This window comes from Streptosporangium sp. NPDC020072, from assembly GCF_040631445.1.
Lineage (GTDB): Bacteria > Actinomycetota > Actinomycetes > Streptosporangiales > Streptosporangiaceae > Streptosporangium.
The window spans coordinates 81,458-95,375 of the sequence record NZ_JBEYAB010000021.1; the positions used below are offsets into that span (position 1 = coordinate 81,458).

Consider the following 13,918-nt stretch of genomic DNA (forward strand, 5'->3'; position numbering starts at 1 on the left):
CAGACGACCTGTACGACCTACGCGAGGAGAAGAGATGGGCGACGGCGCGGACGACAGGACCCCGGCGCGGGAGTTGCTTGAGACCTCCCCGTTCAAGGGCGACCTGGACGGCGAGCTCGCGGCCGGGCGTAGGCGCGGGATCTCCAGACTCACGCTGGTGCTCGGCGCGGCCCTCGCGCTCGTCGTCGGGGTGATCGTGGGCATCCAGGCGCAGAAGGCGTTCGGCGGGCCGACCGGCGACCGGACCGCCGCGATGCGGCAGGGCCCCGGTGGTTACGGGGTTCCCGGCGGTTACGGCGGACGCGGTGGGTTCGGCGGCCAAGGCAGTGGCCAAGGCAGTGGCCAAGGCAGCGGCCAAAGCAGTGGCCAGGGGAACGGCCAGGGCGGGTTCGGCAACGGACAGCGGGGCGGTCAGGGGGGTGTGACCGTCGGCACCGTGCAGAAGGTCGAGGGCGGCAAGGTCTACCTTCAGCAGCAGGACGGGACCGTCGTCACCGTGAACACCACCGACCAGACGAACGTGCGGATCTCCAAGCAGGGCAAGGTAGGCGACCTGACCACGGGCGGCACGGTCGTCGTGCAGGGCGCCAAGGGCGCGGACGGCTCCGTGACCGCGACCGCGATCAACGAGGGCGGGGTCCGACGATGACGATCTCCTCTCTCAGGAAACGTTCAGCCGGACCTGAGCTGCGTTCCAGGGGGGTGAGCAAGCCTCGTGATGTGCTGGACAAGGTCGAAGCCAGGTTGCTGATCGTCGACGACGAACCGAACATCCGCGAGCTGCTCTCCGTCAGCCTGCGCAGATCCGGCTTCGAGGTGGTGACGGCGGCGGACGGCAGGGAGGCCGTGCACTTCGCCGAGCGGATCCGCCCCGACCTGGTCGTGCTGGACGTGATGCTGCCGGACATGGACGGGTTCACGGTCGCCGGGCGGCTGCGGGCGATGGGCGGGCAGATCCCCGTCCTCTTCCTGACCGCCAGGGACGCGACCGACGACAAGGTCACCGGCCTGCGGGTCGCCGACGACTACGTGACCAAGCCGTTCAGTCTTGAGGAGGTCCTGGCCCGCATCCGGGCCGTGCTGCGCCGTACGAGGGGGGATCTGGACCTTCCTGTCCGGTTGAAGGTCGCCGACCTTGAGCTGGACGAGGAGGCGCACCAGGTCTGGCGCGCGGGCAAGGCCGTACGGCTCTCGCCGACGGAGTTCAAGCTGCTGCACTACTTCATGGTCAACACGGGCAGGGTGCTGTCCAAGGCGCAGATCCTCGACCACGTCTGGAACTACGACTTCGGGGGAGACGCCGGGGTTGTCGAGTCCTATGTCTCCTATCTCCGTCGAAAGGTGGATATGGCCGAACCGAGGCTCATACACACCTTGCGGGGGGTTGGGTATGTCCTTCGGCCGCCTCAGAGTGGTTGAATATTCAGCGGACATTCAGCTTCGGCTCAAGTGACGCTGAGCTTCGGGTGTTCCAATGAACAGCGAGTGACCCCCGATCACCCCGCGGTCGCGCGGAAGGGTCGGGCTCGCCTCCAGCTGCGGGGGAGACGAGCTCGGACGTAGCCCTCACGCGGACTTCGGGGTTAAGGCCCCACCGCTCTACCGGGTTCGCCCCCGTGATCCGGTCGAGCGGTGGGGCAAAATCATGTCTAGGGGGCATTTACCGGGGAAAACCGCTCCTATGAGCCGGAGCGACGGGTTGCTCGCGGCGCTGCGCGAGCTGCGGCGCCATCTCGACCGCGACCTGTTCCCCCTGGCGGCCGGAGACGCGCGGGCCGGGCGCGCCGCCCAGAAGGAACTGGCCGGTCAGCTCGACGACTACCTGATCCCCCGGCTCACCGCGCTCGACGCCCCGCTGCTGGCCGTCGTCGGCGGCTCGACCGGGGCGGGCAAGTCCACCCTGGTCAACTCCGTCGTCGGCGCCGACGTCACCGAACCCGGCGTGCTGCGGCCGACCACACTCGCGCCCACCCTGGTGACCAGCCCCGCCGACGAGGCGTGGTTCACCGCCCAGCACGTCCTGCCGGGCCTGCCACGGGTGACCGGAGCCCGAGGGCAGCCGGGCACACTGCGCGTGGTCACCGCGCCCTCCCTGCCCGCGGGCCTGGCCCTGCTCGACGCGCCGGACATCGACTCGGTCGTGGCCGCCAACCGCGAACTCGCCGCCCAACTGCTCGCCGCGGCCGACCTGTGGCTGTTCACGACCACCGCCGCCCGCTACGCGGACGAGGTGCCGTGGGGCTTCCTGCGCGCTGCCAGGGAACGCAGCACCGCGCTCGCGGTCGTGCTGTCACGGGTGCCCCCCGAGGCCATGGGCGTCGTCAGGAAGGACCTGGCCAGGCTCCTCGAAGAGAACGGCCTCGGCGGGACCCGGCTGTTCGAGGTGCCCGAGCTGACCCTGCCCGAGGAGAACGGCCGCCTGCCGCGCCCCGCCGTACGGGAGGTCGCCGACTGGCTGACCGGTATCGCCGCCGACTCGCGGGCCCGCGCCGAGGTGGTGCGCCAGACCCTGTCCGGGGCGCTGGAGAGCCTCGCCGTACGGGTGCCCGCCCTGGCCGACGCCGTCGACCACCAGCACGCCGCCGCCAGGGAACTGCGCTCGCTGACGGCCGACGCCTACACCTTCGGCCTGGCCGCCTTCGACGAGGGCATGCTCGACGGGTCGCTGCTGCGCGGTGAGGTGCTGGCCCGCTGGCAGGACTTCATCGGCACCGGAGACCTGATGCGCTCCCTGGAGAGCAGGGTCGGCCGGTTCAGGGACCGCCTGGTCGCACTGGTCACCGGCCGTCCCGCTCCGGAGAACGACCTGCGGATCGCGTTGGAGAGCGGGGTCGAGGCACTGATCAGGGCCTCGGCCGACGGCGCGGCGGAACGCGCGCTCGACGCCTGGACCGCGCGTCCCACGGGCCGTGCCCTGCTTGAGGAGGCGGGGGTCGTGACGGCGGGACGCCTTGGCAGGGCCTCGGCCGACCTGCCCGCCAGGGCCGAGGCGGCGGTCAGGGGCTGGCAGGGGTACGTGCTCGACCTGGTCCGTGAGGAGGGCGCCGACCGGCGGAGCGTGGCGAGGTTCACCTCCTACGGAGTCAACGGCGCCGGGCTGCTGCTGATGCTCGCGGTGTTCGCCTCGACGGGCGGCCTGACCGGGATCGAGGTCGGCATCGCCGGAGGCACCAGCGTGCTCAGCCAGAAGCTCCTTGAGGCGGTCTTCGGGGACCAGGCCGTGCGCACCCTCACCGTCAAGGCCCGCACCGACCTGCGTGCCAGGGTGGCCATCCTGCTCAACGAGGAGGCCGACCGGTTCACCGGCCTCCTGGACGCGGTCGAACCACCGGGGGAGGCCGGCCCCGCGCTACGGGAGGTGGCGCGGGCCGTACAGGACCGCCGAGGGGAGCTTCCCGCGACCGGGGACGGACTCGGAGACGGATCGCGTTCCGGGGGTGGCCCCGGAGACGGGCCGCCGCGTGAGGTTTCCGGGGGCGGGCCGAGGGAGGTTCCCGGGGGCGGACCTGGGGAGGTGGAGGGGTGGTGAAGCTGCTGCGCCGTAAGGAGTCCGCCTCCCTCGACGACCGGCTCGACGCGCTGGCCAGGGCGGCGGACCTGGCCGACGGGCGACTGGACGAGGACGCGGTCGCCGGGGCGCGTTCCGTGGTCACCCGCGCGGGCGTACGGCGTGGCCTGTCGGTCGGGCACACGGTGGTCGCGCTGGCCGGGGCCACGGGAAGCGGCAAGTCGTCGCTGTTCAACGCGCTGTCCGGTACCGACCTGGCCACGGTCGGGGTGACCAGGCCGACCACCTCGACCGCGCAGGCCGCGCTCTGGGAGGGCGAGGGGGCGGCGCCGCTGCTCGACTGGCTCCGGGTGCCCCGCCGCCACGAGGTGCCGCACGTCGAAAGCGAGGCGGCCGGGCTGATCCTGCTCGACCTGCCCGACCACGACTCGATCGAGCCGTCGCACCGCGTCGAGGTCGATCGGCTGGTCGAGATGGTCGACCTGCTGGTGTGGGTGCTCGACCCGCAGAAGTACGCCGACGCGGCCGTCCACGACCGCTACCTGCGCCCGCTCTCCGGGCACCGGGACGTGACGGTCGTCGTGCTCAACCAGGTCGACCGGCTCAGCCGGGACGCCGCCCGGCGCTGTCTCGACGACCTGCGGCGGCTGCTCGGTGAGGACGGCCTCGGCGGGGTGCCGCTGCTCGGGGTCTCCGCGCGCACCGGGGAGGGCATGCGCGAACTCGGCGCCCTGCTGGCCGCCCGGGTCACCGACCGGCGCTCGTGGGCCGCCCGCCTCGCCGCCGACGTCGGTACGGCCGCCGCCCGCCTCGACACCGCCTCGGGAACCGGCTCCGGCCCCCGGGAGAACGTCGAAGGCCTGGCCGGACCGTTGACCGCCGCGTTGTCCGAGGCGGCCGGGGTACCGGTCGTTGTCAGGGCGGTGGCCACCTCGCACCGGCACCGTTCGATCGTCGCGACCGGCTGGCCGCCGACCCGGTGGCTGCGCCGCCTCCGCCCCGACCCGCTGCGCCGCCTGCGTCTCGCCGTCCAGGCGGAAACCGCCCGGACCGGGACCGCCCAGGCAGGAGGGCTGGTCGGCCGTACGTCGATGCCCGTCGCGTCCACCGTGCAGCGCTCCAGGATGGACACCGCGATCCGCAGGACCGCCGACACCGCCGCCGAGGGGCTGCCCGAGCCGTGGGCGACGGCCGTACGGCGGGCGGCCAGGGCGCACGGGGACGAGCTTGAGGACGGCCTCGACCGGGCGATCGCCGCCACGTCGCTCGGCTCGGCCCGGCGGCCCGTGTGGTGGCGGGTGGTCGGGGCGGCGCAGTGGCTGGTGTTCGCGGTCACGCTGGCGGGCGGCCTGTGGCTGCTCGGCCTGGCGGGCCTGGACTACCTCAGGCTGCCCCGGCCGGACCTGCCGACGGCGGGGGAGGTGCCCTGGCCGACGGCGCTGCTGGTCGGCGGCGCCCTGCTGGGGCTGCTGATCGCCGGACTCTCACGGCTGGCGGCCTGGGCGGGCGGCCGTCGCAGGGCGCGCAGGGCGGAACGGGCGCTGCGGGCGAACGTGGACCAGGTGGCCAGGGACCTCGTGCTGGATCCGATCGGCGACGAGGTCACCCGCTACCGGGACTTCACCGAGGCCGTCGCCTGCGCCCGTTCCGAGAACAGGAACGAGAAACGCTGAAGCGGGAAATTCCGGGGAGGCGTCCGTCGCGGAAGGTTCCCCGCGTCAGCATTGGGCGGCGTGGCCGGCGTTGTAACCGTCCACCCAGCCTTTCCTGTCCCAGCTGTCCGATTCCTCGTAGGAGAAGCTCGCGGCCTTGTCACACATGTGGGCCGAGTCGGCATACCCCTTCTCGTAGGCCTGCTGGTAGGCCGGTGGCTTGTCACCGGGGGGCGTCACCTGCGCCGATGCGGTGGTGGCGGGGAGGAACGCGACGCCGGAGAGGGCGAGGGCGGCGAGAAGCGCCGGGCTGGGACGATGCCTGCGGTCCATGGACTCCTCCTCTGACCAGGCCCCCGGAACATTCGCCGGAGGACGCGATCGACAAGCCCAGAATACGAAGCGATTTATCCGTTAAGTCGGATTTATGGATTTATTTGGAAGGCCTTTTCCAGCCCATATCCGGCAGCGCGGAAGCCCCGAACCCGGGCCTCGGAAAGATTGCCGTTCACGGGGGTTGGGCACGCCAGACGGGTTGACGGCGGCGGCCGGAGGTGATGGAATCCCGCCTCAGCGTCGCAGTGCACCCGGCAAGGAGATCGCCGAGGGCATGGAGGCGCCGAAACATGGGACGACCATGGAAACCCCCACCAACCCGGGCGATCGCCTCGCGGCGTTCGGCAACCAGCTGATCGAGGTGCACGACTGGCTCCGCGAGGAGCTGACCAGGCTCGGCGACGACGTCGACACCTACCTCGAAGGCCGCATGGAGCGGCCACGGCGGCTGCGGGCGCACTGCCTGGCCTTCTGCTCCGCGCTGACCCTGCACCACACCGGCGAGGACGCCGGAGCCTTCCCCGCCCTCGCCGGGCGCTTCCCCGAACTGCGCCCCGTCATCGAGCAGCTCGAACACGACCACCAGCTCGTCGCCGGCATCCTGCGTGACCTGGAGAACCTGGTCGAGGGCCTGGTCGAGGACTTTGGCGACCGGCCTCCCGGCCCCGAGGAGGCACGGCGGGTGCGCGACACCCTCGACGGCCTGACCGCCATCCTTGAGTCGCACTTCACCTACGAGGAGAGGAAGATCGTCGCGGCCCTCGACGCGCTCGGTTCCCCCGGCGACCCCGACTTCAGGCCGCCCGCCTGGCTCCAATCCCTCGGGAACGACTAGTCAGGAAGACCGTTTCCTGCAAGACGCGTGCCGTACGGCCTGGCGACGATGGGGGCCATGAGCGTTGATCTCGCCACGGCGACGTCCTTCATGGCCACCCACGCGCGTGTCCTCGACCGCCGTCGTTTCGAACTGTTGACGGGCCGGGCCGACCCCGGTGCCGTGCTGGCCGCGCTCGACGGCTACCGCAACGCCGACGGTGGTTACGGCTGGGGTCTTGAAGCCGACCTGCGCTCGCCGGAGAGCCAGCCGGGCGCCGCGTTGCACGCCTTCGAGGTGTTCGGGGACGTCGCCCCGGTCACCACCGGGCGGGCCGTCGAGCTGTGCGACTGGCTTGGGACGGTCACGCTGCCGGACGGCGGGCTGCCCTTCGCCCTGCCGTTGACCGTCCGGGAGGGAACCGCCCCCTGGTGGGCGGCCGGGGCCACGACCCCGGGCTCGTCGTTGCAGATCACCGCCGTGACGGCGGCCGCCGCGCACCGCGTCGCCGTACACGACCGGGGGGTGGCCGGGCACCCGTGGCTGGCCCGTGCCACCCGCCACTGCCTGGACGTGATCGGGGCGATCGAGGAACGGCCCACCGCCTACGTGCTGCTCTTCGCCGTACTGTTCCTCGACGCCGTGCACGACACCCACCCCGAGGCGGCCGGGCTCCTGCGGCGGCTGGGGGAGCACGTCCCCGCGGACGGTGTGGTGGCCGTCGAGGGCGGCACAGAGAACGAGGTGCTGCGCCCGCTGGACTTCGCGCCCCTGCCGGGCCGTCCCGCACGTGCCCTCTTCACGCCGGAGGTGATCGCCGCCGACCTGGAGCGCCTGGCCGGGGAGCAGCGGGACGACGGCGGATGGACCGTCGAGTACGCCAGGATCTCCCCGGCCGGTGTGCTCGACTGGCGTGGACACGCCACCGTCCACGCCGTCGAACTCCTGCACCGCAACGGAACCCTGGCCCTCAGCGAACCGGCCTGAGCCGCCACAGTGAGGTGACCTCGGCGGCGCGGGCCGCGTGCAGCGGGTCCTTCGGATCGGTCGCCCTCGGGTGCCGGGGCCGTACCTCCAGCCTGTCCGCCACCCGCAGCCCCGCCGACCCGAAGGCGGCCAGTAGCTCGGCACGGGTCCGCAGGGCCAGGTGTTCGGCCAGGTCGGACAGGATCAGCCAGCCCTCACCCTCCGGTTCGAGACGCTCGGCGAGCCCGTTCAGGAAACCCCGGAGCACACGACCGCCCGGATCGTAGACCGCGTGGTCGAACGGGGAGCACGGCTCGGCGGGCAGCCACGGCGGGTTGCAGACGACGAGCGGCGCGCGCCCCGGGGGGAAGAGGTCGGCGCGCACGACGTCGATCCGGCCGGTCAGTCCCAGCCGTTCGACGTTGTCGCGGGCGCACGCCACGGCACGCGGGTCCTGGTCGGTCGCCACCAGCCGTTCGACACCCCGGCGGGCGAGGATCGCGGCGAGCACGCCGGTCCCGGTGCCGACGTCGAACGCCAGTGACCGCGACGGGAGCGGCGCGCGGGCGACCAGGTCGGCGTACTCCCCTCTGACCGGGGAGAAGACGCCGTAGTGCGGGTGGATCCGCCCGCCGAGCGCGGGCACCTCGACCCCCCTGCCGCGCCACTCGCAGGCGCCGACGACGCCGAGCAACTCGGGCAGCGAGACCACCGAGGGCCCTCGCGCGGGGCCGTACACCTGAGTGCAGGCCCGCCGTACGTCCGGGGCACGCCGCAGGGGTACGGCGTGCTCGTGGTCGAGTGGCACCAGTAGCCTGCCCAGGACGACGGCACGCCGGGAACGGGCCTGACGGTGCAGGTGGAAGGCCCGCGCCGGGGACGCCGGAGAGACAGCCGCCTCGGACGGCGCCCGTTCCACGCGTCGCGCCATGGCGCGCATGAGCTGTCGGGCGTTGTGGAAGTCGCCGCGCCACAGCAGTCCTACGCCCTGGCGGGCCAGCCGGTACGCGGCGTCGGCGGTGAGCCGGTCGTCGGCGACCAGCACGCGGGCGGGCGGTGGCGAGCCGTTCTCGGAACGCCAGAGAGCGGACCGGGGCGCGCCGCCCTCGGTCCAGTGAATCGTGAGCACTCGGGGCTCCTCATGATCGAACCAGTGATGGTCATGAAGAGCGCCTCGTCGCGGTGTGGACGGTCTCCCGCCTGATGACGGCGGGTTCTCGGCTCAGCGGGTGACGGCCTCCCGCGAGGAAGCGCGCGACGGGACGTCACCGAGCACCATGCCGGGCGGTGGGAAGGACACGATCGACCTCCTCGTGGGGACGGGAACAACAAGGTATGACAAACAATGGCACCCCGCCGGGGAGCATGGGGCCGGAGCCAGGTGGTTCCGGCCCCCACCTCCACACGCGAGCAGGTCACCCCCAGCGCTTGGCGGCGTCCTCCTCGGTGAGGCCGGCCAGGGCGACGAGGAGCCGGTGGAGCTGGTCGTCGCCCTGTGACCTCGCCTTCTTCGCCGCGAGATAGGCCTTGGGCTCGAACTCGTGGTTCGCCTGGGCGGTCTTCAGCACCTCGACGAGGATGTCCCGGACGGTGCGCTCACCCTTGATGGTGTAGCGGGTCAGCAGGTGCTCCACGTGGTCGGCGTAGCTGAGGAGCACCCGGGGGGCGGCGCCCGCCGAGACCACGACGGTGTCGCTGGGGCCGGCGATGTGGCACCTGGCGTGCTCGTAGAAGACCCTGGTGTGCGCCGCGCCGAGGTGGTCGAGCGCGCCCAGGACGCTCTGGACCGAGCTGCCCCTGCCGGTCAGCGTGTCCTCGGCGGTGAACAGGACGACGCTCAGCTCGCCGGGCGTGCTGAGAACGGCCCCGGCCTTGATCACGTCGGTGAAGAACTCCGTGACGCGCTCGGCGATCCGCTCCGGGGGCGTGCTCGAATCGGCGTGGGACAGGTAGGAGATGCCCGCCGTACGGCTCCACATGGCCAGCGCGGTGCAGGTGTGGATGCGCGTGGTCCACGCCCGCTCGGGGCCGACGTAGTAGTAGAGCTGCCTGGCCGGGAAGTCGGACTTGTCCTCGGCGTCCTGCTCGATCGAGATGCCCAGGTCGGACAGGTCGGCGGGGGCGCTCTCCGTCAGGTCCACGAGGTCGGTCCGGCGGGCCGGGGTGCCGATGACGAGTCCGAGGGCGGCCACCCTGCTCACCTCGTCGGGGGTGCCGTAGAACCGGACGCGGGTGCGCTCTGGGTAGGCGTCCCGTAACGCGGGGCTCAGCGGGATGAGCCTTCCGGCCTCGTCGTCGACGGCGTTCCCGGCGATGGTCATGCCGACCAGGCCCTGGGTGATGGAGCCGACGGTCCTGGGGCCGGCGAGGGTGTAGGTCACCAGACTCCCCACGGGGTGGTTCCTGAGGTCGGCCGGGATGTCGTAGGTCGCCTCGGTCTTGAGGTCGCGCAGAACCCCTGGGGTCATGAAGATGCAGCCGCTCGGCATGTAACGCTCCAAAGTGGGGGTGACCCGTTGCCGGGAATCCGAATGGTCCAGACGGGAAGGATGGGGTCGGCCCCGGACCCCAGGGAAATCCACGCTGGCGAAAGCGGACCGAAGAGGCGAATACGGACCCGCTAATTATGGATGACCGGGACTCTCGCAGCGTAACACCGGCAAGCCTCGCAGAACAGTGAGCGCTTTTCCTCCTCTGATGGCCTGTCTTGCCGGGGTCGTGGCGTGGTTTTCCGGGGGCCTCGGTCGGGTGCTCCAGATACAGGCGATGGGCATTTTCCGATAATTCGCCCCATATCCGGGGGATTGTCCCGCCTGGCGACATATACCGTCACGCGAGGGCCGTGCATGGTCACGGCGGCGCGATGGCGCCGCCGCGGCCCGTCCGTCATATTGGAGGCGGGGGGTCGAGCCGCCGTGAAACCTGATGAGGAACGTCACTCACTCGACGACTACGTCGGCATGGCCGTCATCGGCGTGGTCGCCCTGGTCCTCCTGGCCGGGTACGGCTGGATCGTCTCCGGCAACACGCATCAGGCGATGGAGAATCTCCACATGGCCCAACGCCAGGTGCGGGAAGCGGCGGCCGAGTTTTTCCGGGGTTTCACCGCCTTACCGGCGACGGCCCAGGAAAGCGCCTTCCAGGACGTCATGAAGGAACACGCCGCCGAGATCACGGCGTTCGACGTCCGTGCCGGTCGCACCGAGGTCTCGGTCCGCATTCACAAGTACTACGACACGCAGGTGGACCATGGTGGCCACCTGCGGTACTGCTTCGCCTACACCCTGACGCCCCCGGACGTGGGCAGGTCGACGTACCGGGAAATGGAATGCGCGCCCGGATGGAGCGTCTGGGACCTGGCGTTCTGACGCCCCTCTTTCCGGCCGCCCGGAATGGTCGCCCCGGCGTTTCTCCTTGCTGCCGCCGTCCGTTCGCCGCGGTCTGTCCGGACGGATAATCCCTGAAAAGCACAACGCTGAGTGAGAGATTATCCGCCCGCCGGATTCCGGTTTCCCGGCCCCGGTCACCCGGAGAGTCCCGGCGCCGGTACGGCGTGCTCGGCCGCCCGGCTGACCTCCTCCCAGCTCTCCCACGTCTCCATCCGCCGTCGGCAGACGTCGAAGGCCAGGTCGTAGACCATGCTCCCGAGCAGCAACCGCAGCGGCGGGTCCGCGCTGTCGACCAGCTTCAGCACCGCCTCCGCGGCCAACTGCGGCTCGCTGTCGATCGAACCCTCCGCCCACTGCTTCTCCAGCTCGGCGCGGAGCGGGCCGTACGGCTCCGCGGGGGTGGTCATGGCCGGGTTGGTGTACAGGTCGGTCCAGTAACCGCCGGGTTCGACGATGGTGACCTTGACGCCGAAGCCCGCGACCTCCATGGCCAGCGCCTCACTCATGCCTTCGAGCGCGAACTTGCTCGCGCTGTACATCCCGGTGCTCGGGAAGCCGCCGAGGGCGGCGATGCTGGAGACCTGCAGGATGTGCCCGGCCCCCCGCTCCCGGAGATGGGGCAGTACGGCCTGGCAGACCCACATCGCCCCGAAGAGGTTGACCTCCAACTGGGCGCGGGCCTCGGCCTCGGTGAACTCCTCGACCATGCCCATGGACAGGGTGCCGGCGTTGTTGACGACGATGTCGAGGTGGCCGAAGTGCTCGACGGCGCCGGCCACGGCGGCGAACACGGCCTCCCGGTCGGTCACGTCCAGGGACAACGTCAGCAGGCGGTCGCCGTACCGGTCGCCGAAGTCGTGCGGGGTGACGGTGCGGGAGACGGCGGCGACCCGGTCGCCGCGTTCCAGGGCGGCCAGGGCGAAGGCGCGGCCCAGGCCCCGGCTCGCGCCGGTGATGAACCAGGTACGTGGGGAGGTGCGCATACGGGAACTCCTCTTTAAGTGAACCGAGACGGTTCGTCTCGCTTGATGTCGGCAACCATAGGAGGATCGTGTGGGTATGTCAAGACGGTCCGTCTCGTCTTGTGTTTTGCTAGGTTGGGCGCGTGACCACGCGACGTCAGAGCACGCCCAACTCCTCCCGGCGCAGCGACGCCTCCCGCCGGGCCATCCTCACCGCGGCCTTCGACCTGGTCGGCGAGGTCGGATACGCCAAGCTGAGCATCGAGGGCATCGCCGCGCGGGCCGGGGTCGGCAAGCAGACGATCTACCGCTGGTGGCCGTCGAAGGGGGCGGTGCTCTTCGACGCCTTCCTCGCGCTCAGCGAGGGGGAGGAAGGCGAGGCAGCGCTGCCCGACACCGGTGACCTGGAGGCCGACCTCAAGACGGTCATGCGCGCCACGGTCGTGGAGCTGAGCGATCCGCGCTACGACGAGCCGATGCGCGCGCTCACCACCGAGATCGCGCACGATCCCGGCCTGGCCGCCGTCTACCGCGAACGACTCGACGAGCCGATGAGGGAGATCAAGAAGCGAAGGCTCGCGGTCGCCCAGCGGGCCGGGCAGCTGGCCGGGGACCTCGACCTCGACCTGGCCGTGGACGTGCTCTGGGGCCCCCTGCTCAACCGCTGGCTCCAGCGCACGGGCCCACTGACCCCCGAATACGCCGACAACCTCGTGAAAACCGCCCTGAACGGCCTACGCCCCCGGGGCTGACCCACGAAGTCTGGTGGGGCCTCGATATCGATGGAAGAGTCTTACTTTTTGTGTTTGGGTAAACGCGAGGAGTTATAACGAATGTGAGAGAGGGGAGGCGACGTGAGCCGACGGGAGCTCAGGGGGCGCCGGATGAACGAGCCGGACGCAGCCGAGGTCTACGAGGCGGCGCGTCTCGCCTACGAGCTGGGCAAGGTCGTCCGCGCGATGCGTGAGGAGCGGGGCTGGAGTCAGGACGACCTGGCCCGCGCGGCCAGGATGACCCGGACGGCGGTGACCCGCTTCGAGGCGGGAGTGAGCATCCCCACGCTGCCGATCCTGGACCGGCTGGCCCGCGCGCTGGACGCCGAGCTTGAGATTCGTCTGGCCCCTCGGGCACCCGCCGCCTGAGGGGCCAGTGAAAGCCGGTTCAGCCGAGGGCGTCGGCCTTGAGGACGCCGACGAGGTTGGTCCATGCAGCCGGGGTGAGGATGAGAGCGGGGCCGGTGCGGTTCTTGGTGTCGCGGAGGGCGTGGTGCCCACCGGGCAGGGCGGCGACCTCCACGCAGTCGCTTCCGTCGTCTCCGGACAGGCTGGACTTGTGCCACCGGGCGGTGGAGAGGTGCCTGGTCAGGTCGTCCATCTGCGCATCGTCTCCTTGATCAGGTTGAGGGACTCGCGCCGGGGGAGGGCGTCGGCGCGGATCGCCTCGTAGCGGAACGCCAGGTTCTTCATGTCGGTCGCCCGGTCGGTGACGCGGTCGTCCAGGCTCTGCGAGTCGATGTAGGCCACTGGACAGGTCTCCCTCGGCAGGTCCGCCAGGGTGAAGCTTCCCAGCAAGCCAAGCACGTTCCGCGCGGTGTAGGGAAGGATCTGTAGGGATACGCGCAGTTGCTCCCCGGCCTCAAGCAGTCGCTCGCACTGCCCCCGCATCACCTCGGGGTCGGCGATGGGGCGGTACAGCACGCCCTCGTCCAACACGATCCACAGCATCGGCGGCATCCGTCGCTTCAGGATCTCCTGCCGCTCCATCCTGGCCGCCACCTTGTCCTCGACCTGCTCGGTGGTGGCGCCGGGCTTGCGACTCAGGATGGCCCGCGCGTAGTCCTCGGTCTGCAACAGGCCGGGCACGATCAGCGCCCCCCAGATGCGCAGGGTCTCGGCCTCGCGCTCGAACTCCAGCCAGGGACGGAACCAGCGGGGGAGCTGGGCCTCGGCCCGGTTCAGCCGGTCGAGCAGGCCGGCGAGGGTCGTGCCGATGTTGAGGGCCTTGTCCACCCTCCTGGCCAGGGCGAGGGTCGGTGCGCGGTGGCCGTTCTCGATCATGCTGAGCTGACTGACCGACAGGTGGATGACGTTGCCGAGTTCTCGCTGGCTGAACCCCGCGGCGAGGCGGAATTTGCGGAGTTCCGTCCCGAATCTAATTCGCGGGGAAATGTAGGGATCGATGGGGTCTGTCGGTTCTGTTGCCGACTCCTGTTCCTGCTCCTGTTCCGGGGGGACGACCATCTGCAGCTCCTCTCGGCTTCGCGGATCGGTACCAGGCCATTGTGTAGGTGG

The 13,918-nt window shown here is 70.9% G+C and carries 15 protein-coding genes; 9 read left to right on the top strand and 6 right to left on the bottom strand.

Annotated features, from left to right (window positions below; all coding sequences use genetic code 11):
- The first annotated feature begins 34 nt into the window (after positions 1 to 34).
- The 4 genes from ABZ470_RS37845 to ABZ470_RS37860 all read left to right on the top strand — a co-directional run bounded on the left by ABZ470_RS37845 (position 35) and on the right by ABZ470_RS37860 (position 5,181).
- Positions 35 to 649 (top strand): hypothetical protein, encoded by a 615-nt coding sequence (locus ABZ470_RS37845; RefSeq protein ID WP_362917599.1) that lies wholly within the window; start codon positions 35 to 37, stop codon positions 647 to 649.
- 53 nt (positions 650 to 702) lie between these two features.
- Entirely contained in the window at positions 703 to 1,419 is a 717-nt protein-coding gene (locus ABZ470_RS37850; RefSeq protein ID WP_352014282.1) for a response regulator transcription factor, read from the top strand.
- A 262-nt stretch (positions 1,420 to 1,681) separates the two neighbouring features.
- On the top strand, positions 1,682 to 3,529 hold the full coding sequence (locus ABZ470_RS37855) for an ABC transporter (protein WP_362917601.1): 1,848 nt from the start codon (positions 1,682 to 1,684) through the stop codon (positions 3,527 to 3,529).
- A complete protein-coding gene (locus tag ABZ470_RS37860; protein ID WP_362917603.1) occupies positions 3,523 to 5,181 on the top strand; it encodes a YfjP family GTPase in 1,659 nt (552 codons plus the stop codon). Before ABZ470_RS37855 ends, ABZ470_RS37860 begins: the two co-directional genes overlap by 7 nt.
- A 45-nt stretch (positions 5,182 to 5,226) precedes the next feature.
- Here ABZ470_RS37860 and ABZ470_RS37865 read toward each other — a convergent pair whose 3' ends face one another.
- Positions 5,227 to 5,493 carry a hypothetical protein gene (locus ABZ470_RS37865; protein WP_362917605.1) on the bottom strand — a complete coding sequence of 89 codons (267 nt, stop codon included), beginning with the start codon at positions 5,491 to 5,493 and terminating at the stop codon, positions 5,227 to 5,229.
- A 277-nt stretch (positions 5,494 to 5,770) separates the two neighbouring features.
- Between ABZ470_RS37865 and ABZ470_RS37870 the strand changes: the two genes are divergently transcribed.
- Together ABZ470_RS37870 and ABZ470_RS37875 are read left to right on the top strand one after the other, a co-directional pair.
- Positions 5,771 to 6,331 (top strand): hemerythrin domain-containing protein, encoded by a 561-nt coding sequence (locus tag ABZ470_RS37870; RefSeq protein ID WP_362917607.1) that lies wholly within the window; start codon positions 5,771 to 5,773, stop codon positions 6,329 to 6,331.
- 57 nt (positions 6,332 to 6,388) lie between these two features.
- Positions 6,389 to 7,297 (top strand): hypothetical protein, encoded by a 909-nt coding sequence (locus ABZ470_RS37875; protein ID WP_362917608.1) that lies wholly within the window; start codon positions 6,389 to 6,391, stop codon positions 7,295 to 7,297.
- Here ABZ470_RS37875 and ABZ470_RS37880 read toward each other — a convergent pair.
- Both ABZ470_RS37880 and ABZ470_RS37885 read right to left on the bottom strand, forming a co-directional pair.
- Entirely contained in the window at positions 7,281 to 8,405 is a 1,125-nt protein-coding gene (locus ABZ470_RS37880; protein WP_362917610.1) for a class I SAM-dependent methyltransferase, read from the bottom strand. The two genes, ABZ470_RS37875 and ABZ470_RS37880, sit on opposite strands and share 17 nt — an antisense overlap.
- A gap of 286 nt (positions 8,406 to 8,691) precedes the next feature.
- Positions 8,692 to 9,744, bottom strand: a complete 1,053-nt coding sequence (locus tag ABZ470_RS37885; protein ID WP_362917612.1) for a hypothetical protein — start codon at positions 9,742 to 9,744, stop codon at positions 8,692 to 8,694.
- A gap of 447 nt (positions 9,745 to 10,191) precedes the next feature.
- On the opposite strand from ABZ470_RS37885, the gene ABZ470_RS37890 reads away from it, so the two are divergent.
- Complete coding sequence (locus tag ABZ470_RS37890) at positions 10,192 to 10,644, top strand: hypothetical protein (RefSeq protein WP_362917614.1); 453 nt, start codon at positions 10,192 to 10,194, stop codon at positions 10,642 to 10,644.
- Positions 10,645 to 10,799: 155 nt separating this feature from the next.
- Here ABZ470_RS37890 and ABZ470_RS37895 read toward each other — a convergent pair whose 3' ends face one another.
- The gene (locus tag ABZ470_RS37895) at positions 10,800 to 11,648 is read right to left on the bottom strand and encodes an SDR family oxidoreductase (RefSeq protein ID WP_362917616.1); all 849 of its coding nucleotides are present in this window, start codon (positions 11,646 to 11,648) and stop codon (positions 10,800 to 10,802) included.
- 122 nt (positions 11,649 to 11,770) lie between these two features.
- Here ABZ470_RS37895 and ABZ470_RS37900 point away from each other — a divergent pair, with 122 nt between their 5' ends.
- Both ABZ470_RS37900 and ABZ470_RS37905 read left to right on the top strand, forming a co-directional pair.
- Positions 11,771 to 12,379 (top strand): TetR/AcrR family transcriptional regulator, encoded by a 609-nt coding sequence (locus ABZ470_RS37900; protein ID WP_362917618.1) that lies wholly within the window; start codon positions 11,771 to 11,773, stop codon positions 12,377 to 12,379.
- A 102-nt stretch (positions 12,380 to 12,481) separates the two neighbouring features.
- Positions 12,482 to 12,769, top strand: coding sequence for a helix-turn-helix transcriptional regulator (locus tag ABZ470_RS37905; RefSeq protein ID WP_362917620.1), 288 nt, complete (start codon positions 12,482 to 12,484; stop codon positions 12,767 to 12,769).
- A gap of 19 nt (positions 12,770 to 12,788) precedes the next feature.
- Here ABZ470_RS37905 and ABZ470_RS37910 read toward each other — a convergent pair whose 3' ends face one another.
- Together ABZ470_RS37910 and ABZ470_RS37915 are read right to left on the bottom strand one after the other, a co-directional pair.
- Positions 12,789 to 13,001, bottom strand: a complete 213-nt coding sequence (locus ABZ470_RS37910) for a DUF397 domain-containing protein (RefSeq protein WP_362917622.1) — start codon at positions 12,999 to 13,001, stop codon at positions 12,789 to 12,791.
- Complete coding sequence (locus ABZ470_RS37915) at positions 12,989 to 13,867, bottom strand: helix-turn-helix transcriptional regulator (protein WP_362917624.1); 879 nt, start codon at positions 13,865 to 13,867, stop codon at positions 12,989 to 12,991. The genes ABZ470_RS37910 and ABZ470_RS37915 overlap by 13 nt, the downstream gene beginning before the upstream one ends.
- Positions 13,868 to 13,918 lie beyond the last annotated feature (51 nt).

Excerpts from the sequence above, each read along its gene's own strand:
- ABZ470_RS37915 (WP_362917624.1), bottom strand. The coding sequence starts at position 13,867 with ATGGTCGTCCCCCCGGAACAGGAGCAGGAACAGGAGTCGGCAACAGAA.
- ABZ470_RS37895 (WP_362917616.1), bottom strand. The coding sequence starts at position 11,648 with ATGCGCACCTCCCCACGTACCTGGTTCATCACCGGCGCGAGCCGGGGC.
- ABZ470_RS37910 (WP_362917622.1), bottom strand. The coding sequence starts at position 13,001 with ATGGACGACCTGACCAGGCACCTCTCCACCGCCCGGTGGCACAAGTCC.
- ABZ470_RS37845 (WP_362917599.1), top strand. The coding sequence starts at position 35 with ATGGGCGACGGCGCGGACGACAGGACCCCGGCGCGGGAGTTGCTTGAG.
- ABZ470_RS37885 (WP_362917612.1), bottom strand. The coding sequence starts at position 9,744 with ATGACCCCAGGGGTTCTGCGCGACCTCAAGACCGAGGCGACCTACGAC.
- ABZ470_RS37855 (WP_362917601.1), top strand. The coding sequence starts at position 1,682 with ATGAGCCGGAGCGACGGGTTGCTCGCGGCGCTGCGCGAGCTGCGGCGC.
- ABZ470_RS37875 (WP_362917608.1), top strand. The coding sequence starts at position 6,389 with ATGAGCGTTGATCTCGCCACGGCGACGTCCTTCATGGCCACCCACGCG.
- ABZ470_RS37865 (WP_362917605.1), bottom strand. The coding sequence starts at position 5,493 with ATGGACCGCAGGCATCGTCCCAGCCCGGCGCTTCTCGCCGCCCTCGCC.
- ABZ470_RS37870 (WP_362917607.1), top strand. The coding sequence starts at position 5,771 with ATGGAGGCGCCGAAACATGGGACGACCATGGAAACCCCCACCAACCCG.